A 21,823-nucleotide genomic window follows, 5' to 3' on the forward strand; every position below is an offset into this window, starting at 1 on the left:
GGTCGGCGGAGAATGTGGTGGCGATGCTGGCGGTGCTGAAGGCGGGCGGCGCGTACGTGCCGGTCGACCCGGAGTACCCGGACGAGCGCATCGCCTTCATGCTGACCGACGCGGCCCCCGCGCTGGTGCTCACGAACGGCGACCTCGCCGCGCGACTGCCCGACGCCGCCGCTGCCCCGCTCCTGCTGGACGCCCCCGAAACCCTGGAAGCGCTGGCATCCGGACCGGCCGACGTGGCACGGCTCGCACCGCTGTCGGTGCGCAACCCCGCGTACATGATCTACACGTCTGGTTCGACGGGTGTGCCGAAGGGTGTGGTGGTGGAGCACCGCTCGCTGGGTGCGTATCTGGTGCGGGCGCGTGAGGTGTATGGGGATGCGGTGGCGGGTGTGTCGCTGGTGCATTCGCCGCTGGCGTTCGACTTGACGGTGACCGCGCTCTATACGCCGCTGGTCAGTGGCGGCTGCGTACGGTTGGCGGAGCTGGATGAGGGGGCTGCTGAGGGTCCGCGTCCGACGTTCATGAAGGGCACGCCGAGTCATCTGTCGATTCTGGAGGCGTTGCCGGAGGGGGTGTCGCCGTCGGGGACGTTGATTCTGGGTGGTGAGGCTCTGGTCGGTGAGGTGTTGGAGGGGTGGCGTGCGGCGCATCCGGGTGTGACGGTCTTCAATGCGTACGGTCCGACCGAGGCGACGGTGAACTGCCTCGAATTCCGACTCGCGCCCGGGGAGCCGACGCGGGCGGGTCCTGTTCCGGTCGGCCGTCCGTTCGCCAACACCCGTGCGTACGTGCTGGATTCCTCGCTTCAGCCGGTGCCGGTGGGTGTTCCCGGTGAGCTGTATGTGGCGGGCGTGGTTCTGGCGCGTGGTTATCACGGGCGGGCGGGGTTGACGGCGGAGCGGTTCGTCGCCGATCCGTTCGGCGGGGTCGGTGGGCGGATGTATCGCACGGGTGATGTGGTGCGTCGTCGTGCCGATGGTGACATCGAGTATGTGGGGCGTGCGGATGATCAGGTGAAGCTGCGCGGTTTCCGTATCGAACTGGGCGAGATCGAGGCCGCTTTGGCGGTCCATCCGTCGCTGTCGCGTGCGGCCGTGGTGGTGCGGGAGGACGAGCCGGGCGATAAGCGCCTCGCCGCCTACGTCGTCCCCGACCCGTCGGCCACGGCCGTCCCGAGCGCCGCGGAACTCCACACCTACCTGTCCGACGCGCTCCCCGAGTACATGGTGCCGTCCGCGTTCGTCGTCCTCGACGTGCTGCCGCTGACGCCGAACGGGAAGCTGGACCGCAAGGCGCTGCCCGCCCCCGACTACGGAACCCAGGCGCTGTTCGCCTCAGCTCCCGCCACGCGCGGGCCGCGCTCCCCGCAGGAGGAGATCCTGTGCGGGCTGTTCGCCGAGATCCTGGGCGTGGCGCGGGTCGGCATCGATGAGGACTTCTTCGAGCTGGGCGGGCACTCGCTGCTCGCCATCCGGCTGGTCAGCAGGGCCCGTTCGACGCTCGGCGTGGAGATGGCGATCCGTCAGCTCTTCGAGACCCCCACCGTCGCCACCCTCTCCGCGGCTCTCGGAGCTGCCGGAGCTGCCGGCAGTACGCGGGCCGCCGTCGTGCCCATGGAGCGCCCCGACCGCCTGCCCCTCTCTTTCGCACAGCAGCGGCTGTGGTTCCTCCACCAGATGGAGGGCCCGAGCGCGACCTACAACATGCCCACCGCACTGCGCCTCAAGGGCGCGCTGAACCAGCAGGCGCTGGCCGCGGCCCTGGCCGATGTCGTGGCGCGGCACGAGAGCCTGCGCACCGTCTTCGCCGAGGACGCCGAAGGCAGCTACCAGGTGATTCTCGCCGCCGACGAGGCGCGCCCCGCCATGGAGGTCGTACGGACCGCGAGCGCGGACGTGCGGCAGCGCGTCGCCGAGGCGGCACGCCGGCCATTCGATCTCGCGGCCGAGATCCCGCTGCGCACCTGGCTGTTCGAGGTGGGCCCCGATGAGCACGTCCTGCTGTTCCTGGTGCACCACATCGTCACGGACGGCTGGTCGGACCTCGTGCTCGCCCGCGACGTGGCGCGCGCCTACGCGGCCCGGTGCGCGGGCGCGCTCCCGCAGTGGGAACCGCTGCCGGTGCAGTACGCCGACTACGCCCTGTGGCAGCGCGAACTGCTGGGCAGCGAGGACGACGCCGACAGCGCCATATCCCGTCAACTTGCCTACTGGAAAGACGCGTTGGCCGAACTTCCGGAGGAGCTGGAACTGCCGCGCGACCGGCCCCGCCCGGCGACGGCGACCTACCGCGGCGAGACCGTGACCTTCGGTCTGGGCGCGGAGTTGCACGCCGGGCTGGCGAAACTGGCACGGGAGAGCCGCGCCAGCCTCTTCATGGTGGTCCAGGCGGCCGTCTCCACCCTGCTGTCGAAGCTCGGCGCGGGCGAGGACATTCCGCTCGGCACGCCCATCGCGGGCCGTACGGACGACGCGCTCGACGAGCTGGTCGGGTTCTTCGTCAACACGCTCGTGCTGCGCACCGACGTCTCCGGCGACCCGACGTTCGCTCAACTCGTCGAGCGCGTACGGGAGACGGACCTGGCGGCCTACGCGCACCAGGACGTGCCGTTCGAGCGGCTGGTCGAGGTCGTCAACCCAGCGCGTTCGATGTCCCGCCACCCGCTGTTCCAGACGATGCTGATGTGGAACAACAACGAGTCCGGGGGATCGGCCGGCCGTGACGCCGTCGGGCTGCCGGGCGTCGAGGTCACGGGCGAGCAGGTGAGCATGGAGTTCGCCAAGTTCGACCTGGCGTTCAACCTCGCCGAGCGACACGACACGGCGGGTGTGCCGGAGGGCATGGACGGCGTCATCGAGTACAGCGCCGACCTGTTCGACCGGGCGACGGTCGAAGGGTTCGCCCGGCGGCTCGTACGCCTGCTGGAAGCGGCCGCCGAGACGCCCGCGGCCCCGGTCAGCACCATCGATGTGCTGGACGCCGCCGAGCGGCGGCGGGTGCTGGTGGAGTGGAACGACACCGCGCGCGATGTGCCTGACGCGACGGTCGCGGAGCTGTTCGAGGGGCAGGCGGCGCGTACGCCGGATGCTACGGCGCTGGTTTTCCGCGACGAGACTCTGACCTACGCGGAGCTGAATGCGCGTGCCAATCGTTTGGCGCGGTATTTGGTGGAGCGGGGTGCGGGGCCGGAGCGGTTCGTTGCGGTGGTGTTGCCGCGTTCGGTGGAGCTGGTGGTGTCGCTGCTGGCGGTGCTGAAGTCGGGTGCGGCGTACGTTCCGGTGGACCCGGAGTTCCCGCAGGACCGCATCGACTACGTCCTGGATGATGCCCAGCCGGTCCTGACCCTGACCGAGGCGGAGCTGGCGGGTCTCGACCTCGGCGGATACTCGGTAGCGGACCCTGAGGCCGCCGCGCTGCCCTCGCAGGCGGCGTACGCCATCTACACCTCGGGTTCGACGGGCCGCCCGAAGGGCGTGGTGGTGCCGGGTTCGGCGCTGGTGAACTTCCTGTCCTCGATGCAGGAGCGGTTCGAACTCAGTGCGGCAGACCGGTTGTTGGCGGTCACCACCGTCGGCTTCGACATCGCGGGCCTGGAGCTGTACCTCCCGCTGCTCAACGGCGCCGGGCTCATCCTCGCCTCCCGCGAGACCGTGAAGGACCCCGCCGAGCTGGCCGCCCTGGTCAAGCAGTCGGCCGCCACGGCCGTACAGGCCACCCCGAGCCTGTGGCACGCGCTGCTGGAGGCCGGAGCCGATCTCTCCGGAGTGCGAGTACTGGTCGGCGGTGAGGCGCTGCCGGGCGATCTGGCGGGCGCGCTCGCCGGTGCCGCCCGGTCGGTGACCAACCTCTACGGTCCGACGGAGACGACCATCTGGTCCACGGCATCGGAGGTTGACGCTTCCGGGCCGGTGTCGATCGGGCGGCCGATCGCCAACACCCAGGTGTACGTGCTGGACGCCGCCTTGCGTCCGGTGGCCCCTGGTGTGGCGGGTGAGCTGTACATCGCGGGTGACGGTCTGGCGCGCGGGTACCACCGGCGCCCGGACCTGTCGGCGGAGCGGTTCGTGGCCGATCCGTACGCCCGCGCCGGTGCTCGTATGTACCGGACGGGTGACCTGGTGCGGTGGAACGCCGAAGGACAGCTGGAGTACATCGGCCGTACCGACTTCCAGGTCAAGGTCCGCGGCTTCCGCATCGAACTCGGCGAGATAGAAGCCGTGTTGACCGCCCACGCCGACGTCTCACGCGGCGCGGTCGTGGTGCGCGAGGACGCGCCCGGCGACAAACGGCTCGTCGCCTACGCAGTCCCGGCCGAGGGCGCGGCCCCGGAGGCGGGGGCGCTGCGCAAGCACATCGGAGCCGCGCTGCCCGACTACATGGTGCCCGCGACCGTCGTCACACTCGACGCGCTGCCGCTGACGCCCAACGGGAAGCTGGACCGGAGCGCTCTGCCCGCCCCCGACTACGGGCCCGCGAGCGAGGGCCGGGCGCCCCGCACGCCGGAGGAGGAGACCCTCGTCGGGCTGTTCGCCGAGGTGCTCGGGGTGTCCGGGGTGACCATCGACGACAGCTTCTTCGACCTCGGCGGCCACTCGCTCCTCGCGACCCGCCTGGCCAGCCGGGTCCGGTCGGCCCTCGGCAAGGAGATGAGCATCCGCGGCTTCTTCGAGGCGCCCACGGTCGCCGGCCTCGCGAGCAGCCTGGCCGAGAAGAAGGCGGCCAAGGCCCGTCCGGCCCTCCGCCGCCAGCCCAAGAACAAGGAGAACTCGTGATTCCGCTGTCCTTCGCGCAGCGCCGGCTGTGGTTCCTCCACCAGTTGGAGGGCCCCAGCGCGATCTACAACATCCCCACCGCGCTGCGGCTGACCGGGGAACTGGACCGGCAGGCGCTGCGCGCCGCCCTGGCCGACGTAGTGGAACGGCACGAGACGCTCCGCACCCTCTTCGCCGACGGCCCCGAGGGGCCGCACCAAGTCATCCTCGACGCGCGGGACGCCCGTCCCGAGCTGGCCGTCGTGCCCGTGAGCTCTGTCGGTGAGCAAGGCCTGGACCGGGAGCTGGAGTCGGCCGCCCGGCACGCCTTCTACCCGCTCGCCGACGCCCCGCTGAAGGCGACGCTCTTCGAGGCGGGGCCCGAGGACCATGTGCTGCTGATCCTCGTGCACCACATGGCGAGTGACGGCTGGTCGACTCCGGTGCTCGTACGCGACCTGCTCACCGCCTACACCGCCCGGCGCGAGGGCGGGGCGCCCGACTGGGAGGAACTCCCGGTCCAGTACTCGGACTTCACCGTCTGGCAGCAGGAAGTCCTCGGCTCCGAGGACGACCCGGAGAGCGTCATCTCGCAGCAACTGGCCTACTGGCGGGCCGCGCTCGACGGACTCCCGGAGGAACTGGAGCTGCCGACGGACCGGTCCCGCCCGGCCACCGCCTCCTACCGTGGCGACACCCTGCCCGTCGAGGTGCCGGCCGCGGTGCACGCGGGCCTCGCGGCGCTGGCGCGGGAGAGCCGCGCGAGCGTGTTCATGGTGGTGCAGGCGGCCCTGGCGGCCCTGCTGTCGAAGCTGGGCGCGGGCGACGACGTGCCGGTCGGTACGCCGATCGCGGGCCGCATGGACGACGCGCTGGAGGACCTGGTCGGGTTCTTCGTCAACACGCTCGTGCTGCGCGCCGACGTCTCCGGCAACCCCACGTTCCGCGAGCTGGTGGACCGGGTGCGGGCGGCGGACCTGGCCGCGTACGAGCACCAGGACGTGCCGTTCGAGCGGCTGGTCGAGGTCCTCAACCCGACCCGTTCCATGTCCCGCCACCCCCTCTTCCAGACCCTGCTGACCTGGAACAACAACGACGAGAGCCAGGCCCGGGCAGCGGCCGACCGGACGGCGGGCCTGACGGTCGCCGAGCATCCGACGGGCAGCGGGTTCGCGCGGTTCGACCTCTCCTTCACCCTGGGTGAGCAGCACGGCCCCGGCGGCCGGCCGGCGGGTCTGCTCGGCGCGCTGAACTACAGCACCGACCTGTTCGACCGCGCGACGGCCGAGGCGATAGCGGAGCGGTTCGCGCGGGTGCTCGCGGCGGTCGTCGCCGCCCCCGACGCGCCTGTCGCACGGCTCGATGTGCTGGACGGCGCCGAGCGGCGGCGGACGCTGGTGGAGTGGAACGACACCGCGCGCGAGGTCCCCGCCGCGACGGTCGCGGAGCTGTTCGAGGGGCAGGCGGCGCGTACGCCGGATGCTACGGCGCTGGTTTTCCGCGACGAGAGCCTGACCTATGGCGAGCTGAATGCGCGTGCCAATCGTCTGGCGCGGTATTTGGTGGAGCGGGGTGCGGGGCCTGAGCGGTTCGTGGCGGTGGTGTTGCCGCGTTCGGTGGGGCTGGTGGTGTCGCTGCTGGCGGTGCTGAAATCGGGTGCGGCGTACGTGCCGGTGGACCCGGAGTTCCCGCAGGACCGCATCGACTACGTCCTGGAGGACTCCCAGCCGGTCCTGACCCTGACCGAGGCCGACCTTCGGGACCTCGACCTCGGCGGGTGCTCGCCCGAGAACGTACGGGTGCCCGGCCGCTCGCCGAAGCACGCCGCGTACGCGATCTACACCTCAGGTTCGACGGGCCGCCCGAAGGGTGTGGTGGTGCCGGGTTCGGCGCTGGTCAACTTCCTGTCCTCGATGCAGGATCGGTTCGAACTCAGTGCGGCAGACCGGTTGTTGGCGGTCACCACCGTCGGCTTCGACATCGCGGGCCTGGAGCTGTACCTCCCGCTCCTGAACGGCGCCGCTCTGGCCCTCGCCTCCCGCGAGACCGTCAAGGACGCCGCCGCGCTGACGGACCTGATCAAGCTCTCCGGTGCCACGGCGATGCAGGCGACCCCCAGCCTGTGGCACGCGGTCGTCGAGACCGGCACGGATCTGTCGGGCGTACGCGTGCTGGTCGGCGGTGAGGCGCTGCCGGGTGATTTGGCGGGTGCGCTCGCCGGGGCCGCCCGGTCGGTGACGAATCTCTACGGTCCGACGGAGACGACCATCTGGTCGACGGCGTCGGAGGTGGATGCTTCCGGTGCGGTGTCGATCGGGCGGCCGATCGGCAATACGCAGGTGTACGTGCTGGACGCTGGACTCCGTCCGGTCGCGCCGGGCGTCAGCGGTGAGCTGTACATCGCGGGCGACGGCCTGGCGCGCGGGTACCACCGGCGGCCGGACCTGTCGGCGGAGCGGTTCGTGGCCGATCCGTACGGTCCGGCCGGGACGCGCATGTACCGCACGGGCGACCTGGTGCGATGGAATGCCGAGGGCGAGCTGGAGTACATCGGCCGCACCGACTTCCAGGTCAAGGTCCGCGGCTTCCGCATCGAACTCGGCGAGATCGAAACGGTGTTGACCGCCCACACGGATATCGCGCGCGCCGTCGTGATCGTGCGCGAGGACCAGCCGGGGGACAAGCGGATCGTCGCCTATCCGGTCCCCGGCGACGGCGCGGTGCTCGACCCCGCCGCGCTGCGCAAGCACGTCGCCGCGTCGCTGCCCGACTACATGGTGCCCTCCGCGTTCCTCTCCCTCGACGCGCTGCCGCTCACGCCCAACGGCAAGCTGGATCGGAATGCCCTGCCCGCACCCGAGTACGGGGTCGACAAGGCCGGGCGCGCACCGCGCACCCCGCAGGAAGAGATCCTGTGCGGGCTGTTCGCCGAGGTCCTGGGCGTGCCGCGGGTCACCGTCGACGACAGCTTCTTCGACCTCGGCGGCCACTCCCTGGCCGCCATCCGGCTCGCCGGCCGCATCCGCTCCACCTTCGACGCGGAGATGTCCGTCCGCCGGCTCTTCGAGACGCCGACGGTCGCCGGGCTGGCCGAGGCGATCGGCACGGGCGGCGGCGCGCGGACCGCGCTGGCGGCACGCCCCCGCCCCGAGCGGGTGCCCGTCTCCTTCGCCCAGCGCCGGCTCTGGTTCCTCAACCAGTTGGAGGGCCCCAGCGCCACGTACAACATCCCCACCACCCTCCGGCTCTCCGGCGCCCTGGACGCCGACGCGCTGCGCGCCGCGCTCGGCGATGTCGTGGAGCGCCACGAGAGCCTGCGCACGGTATTCGGCGAGGACGCCGACGGCCCGTACCAGCGGGTCCTGGACCCGTGGAGCGCCCGGCCCGAGCTGACGCCCGTACGCACCACCGAGGAGCGGCTGGAAGAGGAGCTGCGCCGCGCGGCGCGCCACGGCTTCGACCTGGCCACCGAACTCCCGCTGCGGGCCTGGCTGTTCGAGACAGGTGTCGACGAGCATGTCCTGATGGTCCTCGTGCACCACATCGTGAGCGACGGCGGCTGGTCGACGCCGCTGCTGGTGCGCGACCTCACCACGGCCTACACCAGCCGTTCCACGGGGCAGACGCCCGACTGGGCGCCGCTGCCGGTGCAGTACGCGGACTACACCCTGTGGCAGCGCGACATCCTCGGCTCCGACGAGGACCCGGACAGCCCGATCTCCCGTCAGCTCGCCTACTGGGAAATGGCGTTGGCCGGGCTGCCGGAGGAACTGGGGCTGCCGACCGACCGGCCCCGCCCGGCCGAGACCTCCTATCGCGGCGACAACGTCCCGATCGCGATACCCGCCGCCCTGCACCAGCGCCTGGAGGCGCTGGCCCAGGAGAACCGGGCCAGCCTGTTCATGGTGGTGCAGGCCGCGCTGGCGGCGCTGCTGACGAAGCTCACCGGCAGCACGGACATCCCCCTCGGCACGCCCATCGCGGGCCGCACGGACGACGCGCTGGAGGACCTGGTCGGGTTCTTCGTCAACACGCTCGTCCTGCGCACCGACACCTCCGGCAACCCCGCCTTCACCGATCTGATCGCCCGTGCCCGGGAGGCGGACCTGGCGGCGTACGCGCACCAGGACGTGCCGTTCGAGCGGCTGGTCGAGGCGGTCAACCCGAGCCGGTCCATGTCCCGGCACCCCCTCTTCCAGACGATGCTGGCGTTCAACAACGTCGACCAGCGGGCGGCCCTGGGGGAGCGCGGCGGGCAGCTGCCGGGGCTGAGCGTCACCGGCCACCGCGTCGGCACCGGCATCGCCCAGTTCGACCTGCGCTTCGCCCTCGCCGACGGACGGGCCGCCGACGGCGCACCCGACGGGATCAACGGCATCATCGAGTACAGCACCGACCTGTTCGACCGCGGCTCGGTCGAGCGGATCGGCGAGCGGTTCGTGCGGCTGCTGGAGTCGGTGACGGTCGCGCCGGAGCTGGCGGTCAGTCAGGTCGATGTGCTCGGCGCGGATGAGCGGCTGCGGGTGCTGGAGAAGTGGAACGACACCGCGGCCGACGTGCCGCGGGCGACGCTGCCCGCACTCTTCGAGGCACAGGCGGCCCGTACGCCGGACGCCGTCGCCGTCGTGTCCGGCGAAGTGGCGTTGTCCTACGTGGAGTTGAACGAACGCGCCAACCGACTCGCCCATCATCTGATCGCGCTGGGCGCGGGCCCCGAAGGCTTTGTGGGGATCTCCCTGCCGCGCTCGGAGCTCACCATCGTCGCTCTTCTCGCCGTCCTCAAGTCGGGGGCGGCGTACGTGCCGGTGGACCCGGAGTACCCGGCCGACCGCATCGCGTACCTTCTGACGGATGCCGCGCCCGCCCTGTTGATCACGGCCCGGGACGTGCTGTCGCGGCTGCCGGAGGGCAGCGGTCCGGCGCGCCTGGTCCTCGACGATCCGCAGACCGTCGCGGCCGTCGCGGACCGCCCCGCCGCCGATCCGGCGGACGCGGACCGCTCTAGCGCGCTGTCCCCGCTGCACCCGGCGTACGCGATCTACACGTCGGGGTCCACGGGGATGCCGAAGGGAGTGGTGGTGCCGCATGAGAACGTCGCGGATCTGGCGGCGTGGGCGGCGGGCGAGTTCGGGGCCGAGGAGCTGGCTCATGTGGTGGCGTCGACGTCCCTCAACTTCGACGTCTCCGTCTTCGAGATGTTCGGGCCGCTGCTCTCGGGCGGCTCGATCGAGGTCGTACGGGACCTGCTCGCACTCGCGGATGGCTCCCGGCCGGCCGTGGCCGCCGGACTGGTGAGCGGCGTGCCCTCGGCGATGTCCCAGATCGTCGGCGAGGGGCGGCTCCCCGTCACCGCGCGCAGTGTGGTGCTGGCGGGTGAGGCGCTGTCGGCGCAGGCGGCGAACGACATCGTGCGGGCGGTCGGCGCGGAGCGGTTGGCGAACATCTACGGGCCGACCGAGGCCACGGTGTACGCGGCGGCCTGGTACTCCCGGACGGGTGCGGGGGCGACGCCGCCGATCGGGCGGCCGATCCGCAACACCCGGCTGTACGTGCTGGACGCCGGGCTGCGCCCGGTCGCGCCCGGCGTCAGCGGTGAGCTGTACATCGCGGGGGAGGGCCTGGCGCGCGGCTATCACGGGCGGCCGGCCCTGTCGGCGGAGCGGTTCGTGGCCGACCCGTACGGCCGCGCCGGGGCCCGTATGTACCGCACGGGCGACCTGGTGCGGTGGAATGCCGAGGGTGAGCTGGAGTACATCGGCCGCACCGACTTCCAGGTGAAGATCCGCGGCTTCCGCATCGAACTCGGTGAGATCGAGACGGTGTTGGGGAGTTCGCCGCTGGTCGCGCACAGCGCCGTCGTGGTGCGCGAGGACCGGCCCGGCGACAAGCGCCTCGTGGCATACGTAGTGACCGCCGACGGGGCCGAAGCGGACGCGGGCGCGCTGCGCCGCCACGTGGGGGAGGCACTGCCCGACTACATGGTGCCGTCCGCCGTCGTCGTCCTCGACGCGCTGCCGCTCACCCCGAACGGCAAGCTCGACCGCAAGGCGCTGCCCGCACCCGACTACGCCGCCGCCGAGAACGCCGGGCGCGCACCCCGCTCCCCGCAGGAGGAGATCCTGTGCGGGATCTTCGCCGAGGTGCTCGGCGTGGACCGCGTCACGGTCGACGACGACTTCTTCGAGCTGGGCGGCCACTCGCTCCTCGCGACGCGGCTCGCCGCCCGGGTCCGTACCGCGCTCGGCACCGAGCTGTCGGTCCGTCAGCTCTTCGAGCGGCCGACGGTCGCCGCCCTCGCCGCCGCGCTGTCCGGGTCCGCCGACGGGAGGAAGCCGCTCGCGGCACGCGTCCGGCCCGACCGGCTGCCGCTGTCGTACGCGCAGCAACGCCTGTGGTTCCTCCACCAGTTGGAGGGGCCCAGCCCGACGTACAACGTGCCGACCGGCATCCGGCTGTCCGGCGCGCTGGACACCGACGCGCTACGGGCCGCGTTCGCCGACGTCGTGGCGCGGCACGAGACCCTGCGCACGGTGTTCGGCGAGGATGCCGAAGGCCCGTACCAGCGCGTCGTGCCGGAGCGCGAGGCCGCGCCGGAGCTGACGGTCGTCGCCACGTCCGAGGACGGTCTCGCGGGGGAGCTGGAGCGCGCCGCGCGGCACGCCTTCGACCTGACCCGTGAACCGCCGTTGCGCGGCTGGCTGTTCGAGACCGGGGCCGACGAGTGCGTCCTGTTGATCCTGGTGCACCACATCGCCACCGACGGCTGGTCCATGCCGCTGCTCGTCCGCGACCTGACGGCCGCTTACACGGCTCGCTCGGCCACGGGGCGCGCTCCCGGCTGGGCGCCGCTCCCGGCGCAGTACGCGGACTACACCCTGTGGCAGCGCGAGATCCTCGGCGCCGAGGACGACCCCGAGAGCACCGTCTCGCGGCAGCTCGCGTACTGGCGGCAGGCGCTGGCCGACCTCCCCGACCAGCTGGAGATTCCCGCCGACCGGCCGCGCCCGGCGGAGGCCACCTACCGGGGCGGCGAGGTCGCCTTCGAGATCCCCGCCGAGGTGCACGCGGCGCTCGCCCAGGTGGCGCGCTCCACGCAGTCCAGCGTGTTCATGGTGGTGCAGGCCGCACTGGCGACCCTGCTGGCCAAGCTCAGCGGATCGACGGACATACCGGTGGGCACCCCCATCGCGGGCCGCACCGACGCCGCCGTGGAAGACCTCGTCGGGTTCTTCGTGAACACCCTCGTCCTGCGCACGGACGTGTCCGGCGACCCGGTCTTCACCGAACTCGTGGGCCGGGTGCGCCGGACGGCGCTCGCCGCCTACGCGCACCAGGACGTGCCGTTCGAGCGGCTGGTCGACGTCGTCAAGCCGGTCCGGTCGATGTCCCGGCACCCGCTGTTCCAGACGATGCTGGCCTTCAACGCCGCGGGCCACCACAGCGAGTCGGGCCCGGACGCCGGCGGCTCGCCGGACGTGGCGGTGTCCGGCCACCGGGTCGGCACCGGCGTCGCCCGCTTCGACCTGCTGTTCTCGCTCGGGGAGCGGCCGCCGGCCGACGGCGCTCCGGCGGGCATCGGCGGCCTGCTGGAGTTCAGCGCCGACCTGTTCGACCGCGAGACGGCGCGGACTATCGCCGGCCGCCTGGTGCGTGTACTCACCGCTGTGGCCGCCCGGCCGGACCTCCCCCTCAGCGCCGTCGACATCCTCGAACCGGCCGAGCGGCGGCGCGTGCTGGAGGAGTGGAACGACACCACCCTCCCGGTGCCCGACGCGTCGCTGCCGGAGCTGTTCGAGGCGCAGGCAGCCCGCACCCCGGACGCGACCGCCGTCGTCTTCGAGGACGAGGAGCTGTCCTACGCGGAGCTGAACGCGCGGGCGAACCGGCTGGCCCGGCAGCTCCTCGCGCACGGGGCGGGCCCGGAGCGGTTCGTCGCGGTGGCCCTGCCGCGCTCCGCCGACCTGGTGGTCTCGCTGCTGGCCGTGGTCAAGGCGGGCGCCGGATACGTGCCCGTCGACCCGCGGTACCCGGCCGATCGCATCGCCCACATGCTGGCGGACATCGACCCCGTACTGGTGCTGACCAGCCGCGACGCCGCCCGGTCCCTGCCGCCGGCCGACGCGGGGAGCGCGCCCCGGCTCGTACTCGACGCCCCGGACCTCGCGGAGCTGATCGAGGGCGCGGAATCCGCGCCGGACGTCACCGCCGCCGAGCGGCCCGCGGCCCTGCTGCCCGACTGCCCCTCGTACGTGATCTACACCTCGGGGTCGACGGGGAAGCCGAAGGGCGTCGTGATGACCGTCGGCGCGCTGAAGAACCTGCTGACCTGGCACGCGGCGGAGCTGCCGAGCCCGCCGGGCACCCGTGTCGCGCAGTTCACGGCCGTCAGCTTCGACGTGTCGGTGCAAGAGATCCTCTCCGCGCTGCTGCACGGCAAGACGCTGGTGGCCTGCCCCGAAGAGGTGCGGCGCGACCCGGAACGGCTCGTCGCCTGGCTGGAGCGCCACCGGGTGGCGGAGCTGCACGCCCCGAACCTCGTCGTGGACGCCCTGTGCGAGGCCGCCGAGGAGCAGGGCGCACCGCTGCCCGCGCTCAAGCGGCTCGTGCAGGGCGGCGAGGCGCTGACGCTGGGCGGCGCGGTGCGCGCGTTCGCCGGCCGGAGCCCGGGCCGGCGGCTGCACAACCACTACGGGCCGTCGGAGACCCACGCGGTGACGGCGTACACGCTGCCCGAGTCCGTCACGGGCTGGCCGGGCGTCGCCCCGATCGGCCGGCCGATCGCCAACTCGCGGGCGTACGTGCTCGACGGCGCGCTGCGCCCGGTGGCGCCGGGCGTCGCCGGCGAGCTGTACCTGGCGGGCGCGGCGCTGGCCCGCGGCTACGTCGCGCGGCCGGGGCTGACGGGGGAACGGTTCGTCGCCGACCCGTACGGGCCGGCCGGAGCGCGCATGTACCGCACCGGCGACCTGGTGCGGTGGAACGCCCAGGGGCAGCTGGAGTACCTGGGCCGCACCGACCAGCAGGTGAAGGTGCGCGGCTTCCGCATCGAACTCGGCGAGATCGAGGCGGCCCTCGCCTCCCACCCGCACGTCGCCCGCGCCGCGGTCGCCGTGCACGAGGAAGGGCCCGGCGGCAAGCGCCTCGTCGCCTACGTCGTGCCCGCCGAGGGCGCGGCGCCGAGCCCGGGCGACCTGCGCGAGCACGTCGGGGCCGCGCTGCCGGACTACATGGTGCCGTCGGCGTTCATGACCCTCGACGTGCTGCCGCTGCGGCGGAACGGCAAGCTGGACCGCACGGCGCTGCCCGCGCCCGACTTCGCGTCCGCCGCCGGCGGCCGGGAGCCGCGGACGCCGCGGGAGACGGCGCTGTGCGCCCTGTTCGCGGAGGTCCTCGAAGTGGACCGGGTCACCGTCGACGACAGCTTCTTCGAACTCGGCGGCCATTCGCTGCTCGCGGCCCGGCTGGTGAGCCGGGTACGGGCCGCGCTCGGCGTCGAGGCGGCCGTCCGTCAGCTCTTCGCCGCCCCCACCGTCGCGGAGTTCGCCGCCGCGCTGGACGCGGGGGAGGAGGCGGACCCGCACGCGGTGCTGCTGCCGCTGCGCACGAGCGGATCGCGGCCGCCGGTCTTCTGCGTCCACCCGGGAGCCGGGCTGAGCTGGTGCTACGCCGCTCTGCTGGCGCACATCGGGCCCGACCACCCGGTGTACGGGCTCCAGGCGCGCGGCGCCGGTCGCGCGGAACCGCTGCCCGCGACCGTCGAGGAGGCGGCCGCGGACTACCTGGCGCAGCTGCGCACCGTACAGCCCGAGGGCCCGTACCGGCTGCTGGGCTGGTCGATCGGCGGGCACATCGCGCACGCCATCGCCACCGAGCTCCAGCGGCAGGGCGAGGAGGTCGAGCTGCTGGCCATCCTGGACTCCTTCCCGATGACGTGGCGCCACGGCGAGTCGGTCCCCGCCGAGCGGGAGATCGTCGCCGGGAACCTGCGGGGCATCGGGTTCCCGTTCGAGGACTCGGAGATCGAGGACGGGGCCTTCCCGGTGGAGCGCTACCGCGACTTCCTGCGGCAGGGGAACTACGCGATGGCGCATCTGGGCGCGGCGGAGATCCTCGCCCTGAAGGACCTGTGGGTGAACAACACGCGTCTGATGTGGGGGTTCACCCCCGGCCGGTTCACCGGCGACGTGATGTTCTTCACCGCCGGGCGGACCGGGGCGGACATCATGCGGCGGCGCGGCCCCGAGACCTGGCGCCCGTTCGTGACGGGGGAGATCAGGGACCACTTGATCGACTCCGACCATGAGGGAATCATGGTCGAGGCGAGCGCCGTCGCCCATGTCGGACGTCTGCTGGACGAAATGCTGGACACGTTGTGAGCTGCCCGCGGGCAGCCGTCGCGAATACAGGAGCAATTCCCATGACGAATCCGTTCGAGGACGCTGAGGGCACCTATCTGGTGCTGGTGAACGACGAGGGGCAGCACTCGCTGTGGCCCGCGTTCGTGGAGGTGCCGGCCGGCTGGACGGTGGCGCTGAAGGAGACGGCGCGTCAGGCGTGCGTGGATTACATCAACGAGCACTGGACGGACATGCGGCCCAAGAGCCTCATAGCGGCCATGGACGGCGACGCCGCCTGACCGTACGAAGCCTGACCGCAGGACGCCTGACCGTACGACGCCTCACCGGAACGGGCCGGCCGCCGCGAGCGGTCGGCCCGTTCCCGTGCGTGCCGCCTGCCCGCGGAGACCGCCGGGGAGCAGCCGTCATCGAGTCGCTGTTCAGCCGTCGGACTCCAGGCTCCGGGCGATGGCCCGCAGCCCGACGGCCAGCTCACGGCCGCTGGGCGCCCGCTCCGGGTCGATGAGCCACTGCTGGGTCAGCCCCGCGACCAGCGCCATGTGCACCGAGCCGACCGCGCGCGCCGTCTCCTCGTCGGCCTCCGCGTCCAGGCCGTGCAGCGCCGCCGCAAGCTGAGGCCGGGACCGCTCCTGCGCGTCGGCGATCTGCTGCCGGATCTCCGCCGACCGCTCCGCCTGCGCCTGCGACTCGGTGGCCGCCACCAGCAACGGCCGGTCCGACGCCACCGAGTCGACGATCCGCGACCACATCGACTCCAGCCGGTCCGCGGTGCCCGCCCCGGACGCGGGCCGCGCCGACCGCGCGGCGGTGATCCGCTCGCCCCACTCGTCGAGCGACTCCAGCAGGGCGGCGTTCAGCAGCTCCTCCTTCGAGCCGTAGTGGTAATTGATCGTGCCGAGCGGGGCATTGGCCGCCGCGGCGATGTCCCGTGACGTCGTACGGGCGTAACCGCGCTCCTGGAGGCACCGCTTGGCGCCGATCATGAGTTGTTCCCGATGTCCCATGCGTGTCACCCTACCGGGCTCTGGACGCACGTTCAGAACGGATGTTCATGGACCCCCGCCCAGGACGCGCGGATGTTCAAGGACGCCCAGACGGGACACGAGGGCCGTGCGCCCCGCCGCTGTCAGCGGACCATCGCGGGCGACGAACCGCCCGGCACGCGCAGCGCCGGAGCCCCCGAACCGTCCGCCGGCACGGTCCAGATGTCGCTCGTGCCCTTGCCGCGGCCCGGCAGGGCATAGCCGAGGGTGTGATCGTCCAGCCACACCACCTGGTCGTCGACGCTGCGCCGCTCGGCGATCGGCGCCTCCCGCATGGTGCGCAGATCCAGCACGTACAGCCGCCAGGGATCGGTGGCGCCCGACCGCACCCGCTTCTTGAACACCAGCCGGGTGTTGTCGGGGGAGAGCGACGGGCACTCCAGGTTCTCGCGCAGCGTGCGGGCCTTCCACGCCTTCATGTCGCCCTCGACGAGGTAGGTCTTGCCCTTTGTGGACACGGTGGCGTAGAAGCGGTTGTCGTCGCGGGCGAAGGTGACGCCCCAGTAGTTGACGTCGGGGGAGTGGTAGCGGCGGCCGCCGAGGGTCAGCTGGATGTTCTCCATGTTCTTGATGAGGTAGCCGGTGCGGGTGTCCAGGATCGAGGTGCGGGTGGAGAAGGACGACGTGGCGTACGAGTCGCCGGTCGCGAACATCGTCCACGACAGCATCCGCCCGGACGCCGAGACCCGCGCCCGGTTGGGGATGCCGGTCAGCGCGATCCGGCGCTTCTCGCGCAGCTTCCCGTCCAGCACGACCGCGTACGAGGTCGGCGGGATGCCGGGGCGGCGCGTGAGGCACAGGCCGGTGCCGCCCGCCGCGTAGAAGCGCTCGCACGCGGGGCCGCCGGTGGTGCGCTCCGCCGCGCCCACCCCCGGAGCGGCGGGCAGCCGGGCGACGCGGCCGTGTCCGGCGGCGGTGCTGCGGAAGTACAGATTCCCGCTGTCGAGGCCGAACGCGGAGACGGTATCCGCCGGTTCGGCCCGGTGCGCGGCGCCGACCGTATAGACGACGGCGACGGCGGCGAGCACCACGGCGGCCGTCGCGACGGCGATCACCTTGGCGCGTGTCGACATCGCCGCGAACGGGGTACGGGCGCTCGCGGGCGCCTCCTGGGTGCGGAGGTCCGTGACGACGGGTGTCTCGTCCGTCGCCTCGGCCACACCGGTTTCGTCGCTCATGCGTGACGGCATGGGTGTCACGCCCTCCCTTCGAGGCGGCGGAGCAGAACGGCCGAGCAGGCCAGGGCGGCCGCCAGCGCCAGCACGGCGGTGATGAGCGCGGGCCGTACGCCCCACAGCGTCCAGGCCGCGCCGAACCCGGCGGCGGCGACCAGCCGGGCCAGGGCCTGGCCCGTCTGCAACAGGGCCATGCCGCTCGCGCGCCGGGCGGCCGGCAGCACCGGACCGGCCAGCGCCATCAGCACGCCGTCCGTCGCCGCGTAGAAGACCCCGACCAGCAGCAGGACGCCGACCAGCAGGAACGTCCCCGCGCCGGTGGTGAGCAGCAGCAGGTACGCGCCGAGCAGCGCCGCGTGCCCGAACAGGAACGGCACCCGGCGGCCGATGCGGTCGCCGAGCCGCCCGGCAGGCACGGCGAGCGAGAGGTAGACGGCGGCGGCCCCCAGCGGCAGCAGCGGGAACCAGCGCACGGCGAAGTCCAGTTGCTTCTGGAGCAGCAGATAGACGAACGCGTCCCCGATGGTGGCCGCGCCGAGCAGCGACGCCGCGCCGAGGACGCGACGGAAGGCGGGGTCGCGGAACGGGTCGAGGATCTTGGGGCGGGCGGGGGAGGGCGGTACGGGCGGCTGTACGGTCGGCAGCGCGTCGCGCCCCGGCACGAAGGCGACCAGCATCAGCACGCCCAGCAGCCCGACGCAGAAGCTGACGACGAAGACGGCGTCGTACGCGTCGGCGGTGGCCCACAGCAGGGCGAAGGCGGCGAGCGGGCCGAGGAGCGCGCCCGTGGTGTCCATGGCGCGGTGCACGCCGAAGGCCCGGCCCAGCGTCTCGGGCGGGCCGCTGAGCGAGATGATCGCGTCGCGCGGCGCGGTCCGCACCCCCTTGCCGATCCGGTCGGCGGCCAGCGCCGCGCCGATGCCCAGCGTGCCGCCGCCCGCCAGCAGCAGCCCGACGCGGGACAGCGCGGAGAGCGCGTAGCCGGCACCGGCGACGAGCTTGTGCCGGTTGCCGCGGTCGGCGGCGTGTCCGCCGGCGAGCCGCACCAGCGCGGTGACCCCGTTGTACAGGCCGTCGAGGAAGCCGAACTGGAGCGGGGAGAGGCCGAGATGGAGGACGAAGTAGAGCGGCAGCACGGCCGTGACCATCTCGGAGGAGACGTCGGTGACGAGGCTGACCGAGCCGAGGGCGAGAACGGGGCCGGCGACGCGGCCGCGCGACACCTTGCGTGCCGCCGCGGTCGCGCCCGTGGTCGCGAGATACATCAGGGGCGTCCGGGCCCGCTCAGCGGCACTTGTAGGACGGGCTCGTGTCCTTGGTCTTGCCGTCCGTGCCGATCAGTTCCCAGGAGTAGCCGTCGTCGGTGAAGTCCAGCTTGACCACGCCGAAGGTCTTGGTCAGCCGCTTCTCGCTGTTCGGCTGGACCTCCTCGATCTTGTACGGGTTGGCGCCGCCCATCCCGCCGAGCAGCTCGACCAGGCCGTTCGGGTCGGCCTTGCCGTCCGCGTTCTGCGGCGCGAACCGCTCGTAGTGGTGGTCGTGGCCGTTGAGCACCAGCTCGGCCTTGGCGTCGATGAGCATCTTCCAGACGGGCCTGCTGACCGGGTCGTTGCCGTGCTCGCCGGAGGAGTAGAGCGGGTGGTGCCAGTAGGCGGCCACGCACTTCTTGGAGTTGGCGGCGAGGTCGGCCTTGAGCCAGTCGGTCTGGTCGGACTTGTCGAGGCTGTTGGAGTCCAGCGCGATGAAGTGCCAGTTGCCCTGGTCGAAGCTGTAGTAGGACTTGCCCTTGGGGTAGGCGATGGCGCCGAAGTAGGACTTGTAGCCCTTGAGCGCCCCGTCCGGGTCGTACGTCTCGTGGTTGCCGGGGATCGGGTGGGTCTTGTCCTTGAACGCGCCCCACGTCTTGTCGTAGTAGCTCTTGAAGTCCTTGAGCCGGGCGTCGTCGTACTGGTTGTCGCCCATGGTCATGACGAAGGCCGGGTTGATCTTCTTGACCAGCGCGGCGGTCTTGGGGTGGACGCAACCGCTGCTGCTCGCGGTGCACTGTTCGGCGATGTCGCCGGCCGCGACGGCCGTGAAGCCGGCGGCCTTCGCCCCGGCCGGGCGGCCGGTCGCGGCGTCCGCCCGGCCGCCCGGCGACCACAGCAGCGCGCCGCCGACCAGGGCGAGGGCGGCTCCCGCGGCCACGGGGACACCGATCCGGGGGTTTCTGACGAGCGGCTTCCTGGCGCGGGGGGTGGGCGTCATGTCCGTCTCCTCGTTGGGCGGGCGAGCCGTTGCGAGGAATCCTGGCGATGGCTCATGTACGCGTCAAGAACTACGGACGAACTATTGTTAGGAAACTTTCCTACCCTGGGCACTGTGCCCCGCCACGCCTCGCCGCTCCTGTCCTACTGGTCCAACTCGACCTCGTAGAAGCAGTAGTGGTCCTTGATCCGGGCGACGCCGTCCTTCGGCTCGGGGTAGGCCCAGACCAGGTCCCGCGGGCCGCCGTCGAGCGACCAGTAGGAGGCGGTGCCCTTGAACGGGCAGTAGGTGTGGGTCTCGGACGGGGTCAGCAGCTCGGTGCGCACGTCCTCGGGCGGCAGGTAGTAGCGCACCGGCAGCCCGGTCTCGTGCAGCAGGAGCGGACGGCTGCTGTCGGCGAGCACCTGGCCGTCGTGCACGACGCGTACGCGCTCCGCGCCCTGCTCGATCTCGATGTGGTGTCCCTTGGGTGCCATCTGAGTCCCTTTCGGTCGGGGCCGCGTCGTCCGTCCGCGTGGGTGGACGAACGGTCTGCGGTCTGCGGTCTGCGGTCTGCGGTCTGCGGGAAAGTCTCGCAGCCCCCGCGCCCCGGCGCTCAGCCCTCGCCGCGCGCGAGGAACGCGGCGAGCAGCGCCCGCTTGTCCGGCTTGCCGCCCGGCGTCATGGGCGCCTCCCGGACCACGGTGACCGTGGCCGGGACGCTCGCCTCGCCCAGTTCGGCGGCGACGCGCGCTCGGAGCGCGGCGATGTCGGGGGAGCGCCCCGCGACGGGGACGACGAAGGCGTACGCGGCCTCGCCCGTACGCTCGTCGGGCGCGCCGGCCACGTACGCCTGGTCCACATCGGGGTGGCCGGCCAGGCACTGCTCGATCGCCCCGGAGTAGTGGAGCACGGCGTTGACGATGACCACGTCCCGGCTGCGCCCGGTCAGCCGCAGGAAGCCGTCCTCGTCCAGGCGGCCGAGGTCGCGGGTGCGCACCCAGCCGTCCCGCAGCACCTCGCGCGACTGCTCCTCGTCCTGCCAGTAACCGGCCATGGCGCTCTCGGTCCGGGCCCAGATCTCGCCGGTCTCCCCGGTGGCCAGCGGCCGGCCCTCGGGATCGCGGACGCTGAGCTCGACGGTGTCCAGGGGGCGGCCGACGGTGGTCCGCGCCAGGGCCTCGCGCGGCAGGCGGGCCAGTTCGCCGGGGGTGAGCAGGGTCAGCATGCCGGTCTCGGTCTGTCCGTACGCGTGGTGCACGGCGGGGCCCAGCCGCTCGACGGCCTCGGCGAGCCGGTGCGGGGCCAGCGGGGAGCCCGCCACCAGCAGGGCGCGCAGGCTGCCGGTGTCGACGGGCTCGGTGCGCAGGGCGTCGAGGATGTGGTGCAGCCGGGGGACGGTCAGCAGGCAGGCGCTGATGCGGTGGCGCTCGAAGACCCGCGGGAACTCCAGCGGGGGAGCGGGGATGACGGCGGTGCCGCCGCTGAGCAGGCTCAGCGCCAGATGCTCGAAGATCACGGCGCTGGTGAGGGTGCCGAAGAGGAGGTAGCGGGAGTAGCGCTCGGCCAGTTCGGTGGTGCGCGCGGTCCAACGGGCGGGCTGCCAGGCCCAGTTCCGGCTGAGGCTCCGGTAGGTCTGCGCGCACCCCTTCGGGCGGCCGGTGCTGCCGCTGGTGAGGTTGATCAGCGCGATGTCGTCGGGGCGGCCCAGCGCGGCGAGCTCGTCGGGCGGGATGGTCCCGGAGCCGGGGCCCAGCAGGTCGGGGCCGAGGCGCAGCCGGGTGATGTCCTGTGCCGCAGGGGGGAGTTGGAGGCCGTCCGTGCTCTCGTCGGTGACCATGGCTCCGGCGTCGCCGGTCAGCACCTGAGTCAGTTGATGAGGTGTCAGTCCCGGCGGCAGGCCGGTCACCCGGCAGCCCAGCAGGTGGGCCGCGATGCGCAGTGCGAACGCCTCGGGGGTGACGCCGGTCGCCAGCACGAGGGGGCGGCCGGGTCCCAGGCCGGCGGACCGCAGCCCGTGCGCGCACCGTCCGATCAGTTCCAGCACCTCGGCGCGGGGGACCGGGCGCGAGCGGTATTCGAAGGCCGGGACGTCCGGCCGGGCGCGGAAGGCGTCGATGAGGGGCTGCGGAAAAGGGGATTCGGTCGAATTCTCCACTTTGTTTCCACTCCGGGGGTGCGAATGGCTGGAATACGCCGTGATCCGGCCGTCCCGATGGTGCCTGATGGGGTGGTATCGGATCGGCTCAATGGGTCGGAGGGCCGCTCAC

At 72.5% G+C, this 21,823-nt stretch carries 9 protein-coding genes; 3 read left to right on the forward strand and 6 right to left on the reverse strand.

Annotated features, from left to right (window positions below; all coding sequences use genetic code 11):
- The first annotated feature begins 14 nt into the window (after positions 1–14).
- From AB0I22_RS10915 to AB0I22_RS10925, 3 genes are read left to right on the forward strand one after another with little or no spacing between them, the layout of a single operon-like run.
- Positions 15–4,772, forward strand: a complete 4,758-nt coding sequence (locus AB0I22_RS10915) for an amino acid adenylation domain-containing protein (protein WP_363130396.1) — start codon at positions 15–17, stop codon at positions 4,770–4,772.
- The gene (locus tag AB0I22_RS10920; RefSeq protein WP_363130397.1) at positions 4,769–15,127 is read left to right on the forward strand and encodes an amino acid adenylation domain-containing protein; all 10,359 of its coding nucleotides are present in this window, start codon (positions 4,769–4,771) and stop codon (positions 15,125–15,127) included. Before AB0I22_RS10915 ends, AB0I22_RS10920 begins: the two co-directional genes overlap by 4 nt.
- A gap of 41 nt (positions 15,128–15,168) precedes the next feature.
- Entirely contained in the window at positions 15,169–15,387 is a 219-nt protein-coding gene (locus AB0I22_RS10925; protein ID WP_363130398.1) for an MbtH family protein, read from the forward strand.
- Positions 15,388–15,528: 141 nt separating this feature from the next.
- On the opposite strand, the gene AB0I22_RS10930 is transcribed toward AB0I22_RS10925, so the two are convergent.
- From AB0I22_RS10930 to AB0I22_RS10955, 6 genes are all read right to left on the reverse strand, one after another.
- Positions 15,529–16,113 carry a TetR/AcrR family transcriptional regulator gene (locus AB0I22_RS10930; protein ID WP_363130399.1) on the reverse strand — a complete coding sequence of 195 codons (585 nt, stop codon included), beginning with the start codon at positions 16,111–16,113 and terminating at the stop codon, positions 15,529–15,531.
- Between the two features lie 122 nt (positions 16,114–16,235).
- Positions 16,236–17,225: a hypothetical protein gene (locus tag AB0I22_RS10935; RefSeq protein ID WP_363130635.1), complete on the reverse strand. Its 990-nt coding sequence runs from the start codon at positions 17,223–17,225 to the stop codon at positions 16,236–16,238.
- A gap of 122 nt (positions 17,226–17,347) precedes the next feature.
- Positions 17,348–18,592 carry an MFS transporter gene (locus tag AB0I22_RS10940; protein ID WP_363130400.1) on the reverse strand — a complete coding sequence of 415 codons (1,245 nt, stop codon included), beginning with the start codon at positions 18,590–18,592 and terminating at the stop codon, positions 17,348–17,350.
- Positions 18,593–18,611: 19 nt separating this feature from the next.
- Positions 18,612–19,574, reverse strand: a complete 963-nt coding sequence (locus AB0I22_RS10945; protein WP_363130401.1) for a metallophosphoesterase — start codon at positions 19,572–19,574, stop codon at positions 18,612–18,614.
- A gap of 143 nt (positions 19,575–19,717) precedes the next feature.
- Positions 19,718–20,050: a DUF427 domain-containing protein gene (locus tag AB0I22_RS10950; protein WP_363130402.1), complete on the reverse strand. Its 333-nt coding sequence runs from the start codon at positions 20,048–20,050 to the stop codon at positions 19,718–19,720.
- 119 nt (positions 20,051–20,169) lie between these two features.
- The gene (locus AB0I22_RS10955; RefSeq protein ID WP_363130403.1) at positions 20,170–21,711 is read right to left on the reverse strand and encodes a fatty acid--CoA ligase family protein; all 1,542 of its coding nucleotides are present in this window, start codon (positions 21,709–21,711) and stop codon (positions 20,170–20,172) included.
- Positions 21,712–21,823: the final 112 nt, after the last annotated feature.

Source organism: Streptomyces sp. NPDC050610 (assembly GCF_040654875.1).
Taxonomy (GTDB): domain Bacteria; phylum Actinomycetota; class Actinomycetes; order Streptomycetales; family Streptomycetaceae; genus Streptomyces.

Bases quoted from the DNA above. Each gene is read 5' to 3' on its own strand.
- AB0I22_RS10950 (WP_363130402.1), bottom strand. From the start codon at position 20,050: ATGGCACCCAAGGGACACCACATCGAGATCGAGCAGGGCGCGGAGCGC.
- AB0I22_RS10930 (WP_363130399.1), bottom strand. From the start codon at position 16,113: ATGGGACATCGGGAACAACTCATGATCGGCGCCAAGCGGTGCCTCCAG.
- AB0I22_RS10945 (WP_363130401.1), bottom strand. From the start codon at position 19,574: ATGACGCCCACCCCCCGCGCCAGGAAGCCGCTCGTCAGAAACCCCCGG.
- AB0I22_RS10935 (WP_363130635.1), bottom strand. From the start codon at position 17,225: ATGTCGACACGCGCCAAGGTGATCGCCGTCGCGACGGCCGCCGTGGTG.
- AB0I22_RS10940 (WP_363130400.1), bottom strand. From the start codon at position 18,592: ATGTATCTCGCGACCACGGGCGCGACCGCGGCGGCACGCAAGGTGTCG.
- AB0I22_RS10925 (WP_363130398.1), top strand. From the start codon at position 15,169: ATGACGAATCCGTTCGAGGACGCTGAGGGCACCTATCTGGTGCTGGTG.